At 41.9% G+C, this 6,441-nt stretch carries 4 protein-coding genes; all 4 read left to right on the top strand.

The window, feature by feature from the left end:
• The first annotated feature begins 284 nt into the window (after positions 1 to 284).
• On the top strand, positions 285 to 1,958 hold the full coding sequence (locus tag JX312_RS07605; protein ID WP_204457584.1) for a sulfatase-like hydrolase/transferase: 1,674 nt from the start codon (positions 285 to 287) through the stop codon (positions 1,956 to 1,958).
• Positions 1,959 to 2,102: 144 nt separating this feature from the next.
• Positions 2,103 to 2,684, top strand: a complete 582-nt coding sequence (locus JX312_RS07600; RefSeq protein ID WP_204457585.1) for a Crp/Fnr family transcriptional regulator — start codon at positions 2,103 to 2,105, stop codon at positions 2,682 to 2,684.
• A 155-nt stretch (positions 2,685 to 2,839) separates the two neighbouring features.
• On the top strand, positions 2,840 to 3,250 hold the full coding sequence (locus tag JX312_RS07595) for a hypothetical protein (protein ID WP_004309979.1): 411 nt from the start codon (positions 2,840 to 2,842) through the stop codon (positions 3,248 to 3,250).
• A gap of 2,923 nt (positions 3,251 to 6,173) precedes the next feature.
• The coding region (locus tag JX312_RS07590; protein WP_204457583.1) for a hypothetical protein at positions 6,174 to 6,441 on the top strand (268 nt) is incomplete at its 3' end.

Raw genomic sequence — 6,441 nt, 5'->3', positions numbered from 1 at the left:
TCCTTTCTCAACTCGCTGAAATCCCTCAAAAATCCATCTTTATGCCAACCTAAGTTAAAAGTAAACACACTCTTAGATCCCGAATAAACTAAAAAATTAGTTTGCGCAAAGGTAAACTAAATATTTTAGTTAAACAACTAATAAATTAGTTTTACATGTTAAAATATGTTAATCAAATTTTAAAAGAGCCGGATAACAGGTCGTAACAATGAAGACGTGATTTGTTTTGCGGTACTTTTTTCGTACTTTTGCGTCAATTTAATTATTAACCAAAACTAATGCACATGACTGGATTTTCAAGATCCCTGAGGGGATTGTCGGTTGTCGCACCCATTGCTGCGGCTTCCATGGCACTGAATGCTGCCGAACAGCGACCCAACATCATTTTCTTTCTTGTTGACGATTATGGCTGGCTCGACAGCGAGGTGGCTTACGGCGAGGAGGTTTATCCGAACAATCATCGCGTCCGGACTCCGAATATGAAACGTCTTTCGGAGAAGGGGGTAATCATGACCAATGCATATGCGTGTCCTATCTCAACGCCTACACGGACTTCCCTGATGTCGGGCATGCATGCCGCGCATGAAAAAATCAACATGTTTACCGCTCCGGAAATCAATACTCCCACTGATTTCACCGGAGGCACCCGCGGTTTCTTCACCGATGCCTCCAATCGTGAGAATGATGACATATTCGCCCGTCCGGAATGGAACTACAACGGAATCAGTCCGGAGCCGGGAGTTCCACACACCCAGTATATGACACCTATGGTGAAGCAGCTCCGTGACAGCGGTTATTATACCATCCACATAGGGAAGGGACACTGGGCTTCGATGGGCACACCGGGAGTGTCTCCCTATAATATGGGATTCATAGTCTATGTGGCAGGAAATATGGCAGGTATGCCCCGAAGCTATTATGCCGAGGATAATTTCGGCAATCAGCCCGACAAATGGACTTATTCTGCAATCAATGACCTTGAGGAATATTACGGTTCCGACATCAATCTCACCCAGGCTATAACCGACAAAGCTCTAAAGGCAATGGATTATCCTATAGAAAAAGGGGAGCCGTTCTATCTTTATATGGCGCATTTCGGCGTGCACACTCCGATACATCCCGAGCCGCAGTATTATCAGAAATATCTTGACGCCGGTCAGGAAGAGAAGACCGCGATGTATTCATCCATGGTCGAGAGTGTAGACGAGAGTCTTGGTCAGATAATGGATTATCTTGAGAGGAAAGGGGTTGCCGACAATACTGTCATCATCTTCTATTCCGACAATGGGGGTCACAGCCTGAACACGGCTAAAAACAGTGTGCCCCATACATTCAACGCCCCTCTGAGAGAGGGTAAGGGATCTGTGTATGAAGGGGGTGTCAGGGTTCCGATGATGGTGTATTGGCCCGGAAAGACAGAGGCAGGGATGAGGATCAACACTCCTGTCACGCCTCCCGATTTCTATCCTTCAATCTGCGAAATGGCGGGCGTGGAAAACCCTGAGACCGTTCAGAAACTTGATGGAAAGAGCTTCGTGAAGCTCGTCACCGACGGTTCTCGGCTTGCGAAGGAGGCGGTTGAAAAAGGGAAGATACGAAACCAGAAAGAAGCGAATGCCTTTGTGATTCCCGAAAAGGTTTCAGGTCTTGATCCCGAACGTGTGGTTATCTCGCACATGCCTCATCAGTGGAGAATCGAAGATCAGGAGGATGTCGATTTCCTTTCGGCAATCCGCAAAGGAGACTGGAAACTTGTATATCGTATGCACGACGGCTGGCTTGAGCTGTATAATCTAAAGAAGGATCTGGGTGAAAAGAATGATGTGTCAGCAAAGCATCCGAAGATTGTCAGAGAACTCGCTGCTGAACTCTCCGACACTCTTCGTGAATGGGAGTCCCCGATGCCCTTGGTCAAGGCTACAGGTAAACTTGTGCCGATGCCCGATGAGTTGTTTTGAAGCTCTTACTCTTTTCGCCAGTACATATGTCTTGCAGTCAACAGAAAATAGTTTAGTACGGTTTGGATATATAGACAAAAAACAGACTAAACTTTAAACCTGGAAATTCAGATATTTTTTATACATTTCTCTTATATACAAATGATAACCGAATTCAATTCATATATGAGTAACATAGACATAGACTTCTTCAAGGAGTTGTGTCTGAAACATGGAGAATTACGACATTATAAAAAGAATGAGTTTATTCTCCATGAAGGTGATGCATGTTCTTTCTTCGGGTTTATCTTGTCAGGCGTAGTCAAATACAGTTGCATCAACCGGACAGAAAACAAACCGTATAATGTCGGTTTTTCCTTTCCAAATGAATTTATAGGCGATTATCCCACTTGTTTATATGGTATGAAATCAGAATTGAATATACAGGCGATAATCCCGTGCGATATTTACATCTGTTCTTCTGCATTCTTACAGCAAAAATTCGAGGAGAACAAAGAAAGCCAACGGATAGCCCGTATCGCAGCCGAACAGATGTTTTTCCAATCATATTCACGTTATTTGGATTTATTCAGATTCACACCGGAAGAGCGTTACCTCCAACTTTTAAAAAAATGCCCTGCAATCCTTCAAATGGTATCACTAAAAGAAATAGCATCCTACCTCAAAATTACACCCGTACACATGAGCCGAATCAGACGCAAGCAAAGTCTTGACAATAAAAAATAAACATAGGTTTAGAAATTTACATTCATAACAATATTCCAGGAGTATCTTAATCTGCCAAAGGATTTTTCTTTTTATCTTTGTCTTATCTTTGGTTGGTTCAACGAAGAGACAAAATAAAGATTGAATGAGTTAAACAAGAGATTAAAAAAGAGAATATGAAAACAAAAGAAATTCTTGGAATACTTATGCTATTCCTCTGTACATTCAGTTTTATAAGCTGCGACGATGATAATGAACAGACAAATGAATTAACTCCCGAAGCACTTTATCAGACTTCATGGCGTGGAACAGGACATTGTGAGGCTTGGACAGTACAAAATATGGGGGTCGGTATGCAATTTGTAGATACTCGGAAAGGGAAGGTAAATTGGGAAGGTTACGATGAAATTGATATTACTTATACAATAGAAGGGAAATATATCACATTTAATAGCAATGCTTTATATTTGGGGGGAGCCCCATGGATTATCAAAAGCTATACCCAAAAACATATAACCATTATACAGAATGAAATTAGTCCAGATAAAGAGAAAGTAGCTACAATTGAATTAGAGAAAATAGATTAAACTGAATCATAGGAACATTAAGTTGCATAAATGTATGCTACAACAAAACAAAGAGAACCGTGAGATTCGCAAATTGAGCAAAGAAAGGATGAAAGAACATATAAATACCTTGTAAACAAAGGGAAAAATGCAGATTCATCTAATATTCCTTTATGTGCTATTATCGGGCTGGTCTATGTGCTGAAATACAAGGAAAAGAGATTCACCTTGTTCTCTTGTACTTGTTCTCTTGTATAGGATTGGTTATTGTGATAGGATGAGCAATTTATATGCTACTGATAATAAGGTCAATGNAAATCAAAGTAATATGAAACTTAAATATATATTGAATGCTATAATATTTGTTTTGGCATTATCTTTTTTGTCTATGTGTATATTTAAGACTACAGAGTTAAGTTTGAAATGTATGCAATTTGCTGTATCTATCTCCTGTATAGGAGCAATGTTTTCTACAAAAAGATATAGATACATATTTGCATCTATTGCTTTAATCATTATAGGAATATCTTTTTTACTTTAAATGTCCATAATAACGATAATGATTTGATTGTTGCTAATGTCTTCATAATAGCATCTGTCAAGTATATTTATTTCAGCAAACGCCCCCGTAGGTGCAGTTCCTATTCACAATTGAATCTTGCCGCTATCGCGGATGGTTGTACTGATTTGCAAACCATTCTTCTTAAATCCGCTTTTCTTTGCGTTTTACGATTTTTCGGCTTGTCATCATTTGACATCGTAACGACTCTGATATTAAGTTGTTTAGCATCATTTCTCCCTTTTTTCGAGGTTATTCCAGAGATTTTTTGTAATTTTGCGATTAAGGGGTATTAGTGCCTCTGATACTTTATGAAAAAGTTTATTCTTCTTTTATTTACACTTCTGCTACTTCCGACAGAGGGTTACGCGACTCCCGATAAGCGAGCTATGATTGCCAGACTCAGAGAGGAGCTGGCTACGGTGAAGACAAACCAGGATTCAATAAAGATACTTTACGACATATTCGATCTTTCGAGTCGCAGAGACTATATGAATGTCTGTAAGGAACTCGATGCCGTCGCTGCCAGAGGAGGCGACAACACAGTTCGTTTCGATATGGCGCGCCAGATGGCGAATGTGGGTTCAAGCGACTCGGTATTGGCAGATATAGAGCGTCGTGTGAGAACCTTGCCCGACTGTAAAGAAAAAAAGGAGACTGCATTATTTGTGAAGATAAGGCGTCTGTCGGCAATCGCGCGAAATATTTCCGAGAAAGAGCGTCAGGAGCGTATCGCACGTACTATTGTTCCGGAAGATAACAAACTTGACAAATATGGTAAAGTCGAGCGGCTGTTCACGATCTGCGAGTATCTGAGCGTTTTTGCCAAGGGAGATATGCTTGTAAACTATCTGGATGATCTTGGAGAACTGATGAAGGCATCGGGTATCGACAATTATGCGCTCAAAAACATTTATTACACGGAGAGTGCCAATATCTACAGCATCACCGGTAATCATGATAAAGCACTTGCGGCTGACCGTATTCTTCTCAAGGAGATTGACAATCTCGAAAAGAGATATAAAGCGCAGGGGCGTAAATATCGGAATCTGGATGTAAACCGATTTATAATATACCGGCGGATGCTCAGCAACTACGATAGCCTGAGCATTGATGAAGCCAATGACCTTTATTCCAAAATTCTTGCCATTGCAGAACGGAACGAGGATGTGAAGTCGACAATGGAATATAACAGACGTGCGTCAGCCTATCATGCGATGAAGAACGGACGATATGCGGAGGCGATACCATANATAAGACGTCAGCTGAGCATAGAGCGGTCGCATATATTGCGGAAAAGAATGCTTGAGATGCTTGTGGAGGCAGCTTCCGCTATCGGGGACCAGACCAATCTGGATATCGCGCAGAAAGAACTCGATGCTATAAACCGTGAGATAAACTCCGTTGATGCCCGGCAGAAATATAATGAGCTTCAGGTAAAATATGATGTGAGCGCATTGAGGGCAGAGAATGCCGAACTTGAACTTGAAAACAAGAACGGGCAGATTCTTGCTACGCGCAAGATAATGATTTTTGTGATTGTAGGGTGGGTTGCGTTAGCGGTCATGCTCGTCGGTCTTTTGTTTTTCTGGGCAAAATACAAGAAGACATCAGCGGATATATCCTCGTTTGTCGCAACGCTTGCCTCCGAACGCGATGCCATAAAGAAACGAAGGTATTATGATTACGCCAGAAAAACCGATTCCGATGACAAGTCCGCTGATTATCGCTCACCGCGTCCTAAGATCGGAANCATATCGGAAGCAGTGAATTATATAATTAATGATGTCATGTTCATTTCTTCTGTGGCAATGGAAGATACAAAGAAATATCGTCATGACATCTCTGTTGCTTCGTTCATGAGAGACCGCATTGCCGAGGTTGAGTCTACGCTTACAAAGAGCATCAATATAAACGTGATTTATCCTGATCCGGATTTCGAGATTCATGCAGACAAGGAATGTCTGCGAATGCTCGTGTCTCATATTCTGCAGGTAGCGGTAAAACTTGCTCCCCAGGGAGGTTCAATCGGTTTTGAATGCACAGAAGACAAAGCCGTCGGCAAAGCCAGATTCGTCTTCAGGCATTCCGGAAACTCTCTTCCTGAAGGCAGGGAGGAGAAGATTTTCGATAATTTTATGGATTACAAGAGTCTATCGGAAAATGGAGACGCCGCTCTGATACTGGTGCGCATGATCAACTTCCTTACAAACAGTTCTTTGAAATCGACTGGTCATCAAGAATCCGGAGAAGGGGCTAAGCTGGTGTTTATGTTGCCTTTGTCATAGCGGAGAGGGAACATACGGTTTTACAAGGCAGTTGCGGAATGTAATGAACAAATTCCGCAGCTGTTTTGTATAGTCATATATGGCGTAATCAAAAGCTATGAGGTCAGGGTTAAAGGAAAGGATTCAGGGATTATTGCCTGAAGGAGCTGTCGTTTTCGCCGGTGCGACAATTGTCGGCATGCTTACAGGTGCAGGTACATTTTTTCTTCGCAGAGGCATAGCGTGGATGGGTGATATGCTTAGTGTTCCGCTTCATCCAGGCGGGTTGAACTGGATTTTCATTGTCTACGCTGTAATTGCCATTTTGGGGGCTGTCTTTTATCAGAAAGCGGTAGGGGAGAATCTTGCGGATGGCACCTCTCAGC

It is taken from the genome of Barnesiella sp. CU968 (assembly GCF_905219685.1).
Lineage (GTDB): Bacteria > Bacteroidota > Bacteroidia > Bacteroidales > Muribaculaceae > Lepagella > Lepagella muris_A.
This window is presented reverse-complemented; position numbering and strand designations above follow the sequence as displayed.

Excerpts from the sequence above, each read along its gene's own strand:
- JX312_RS07605 (WP_204457584.1), top strand. The coding sequence starts at position 285 with ATGACTGGATTTTCAAGATCCCTGAGGGGATTGTCGGTTGTCGCACCC.
- JX312_RS07595 (WP_004309979.1), top strand. The coding sequence starts at position 2,840 with ATGAAAACAAAAGAAATTCTTGGAATACTTATGCTATTCCTCTGTACA.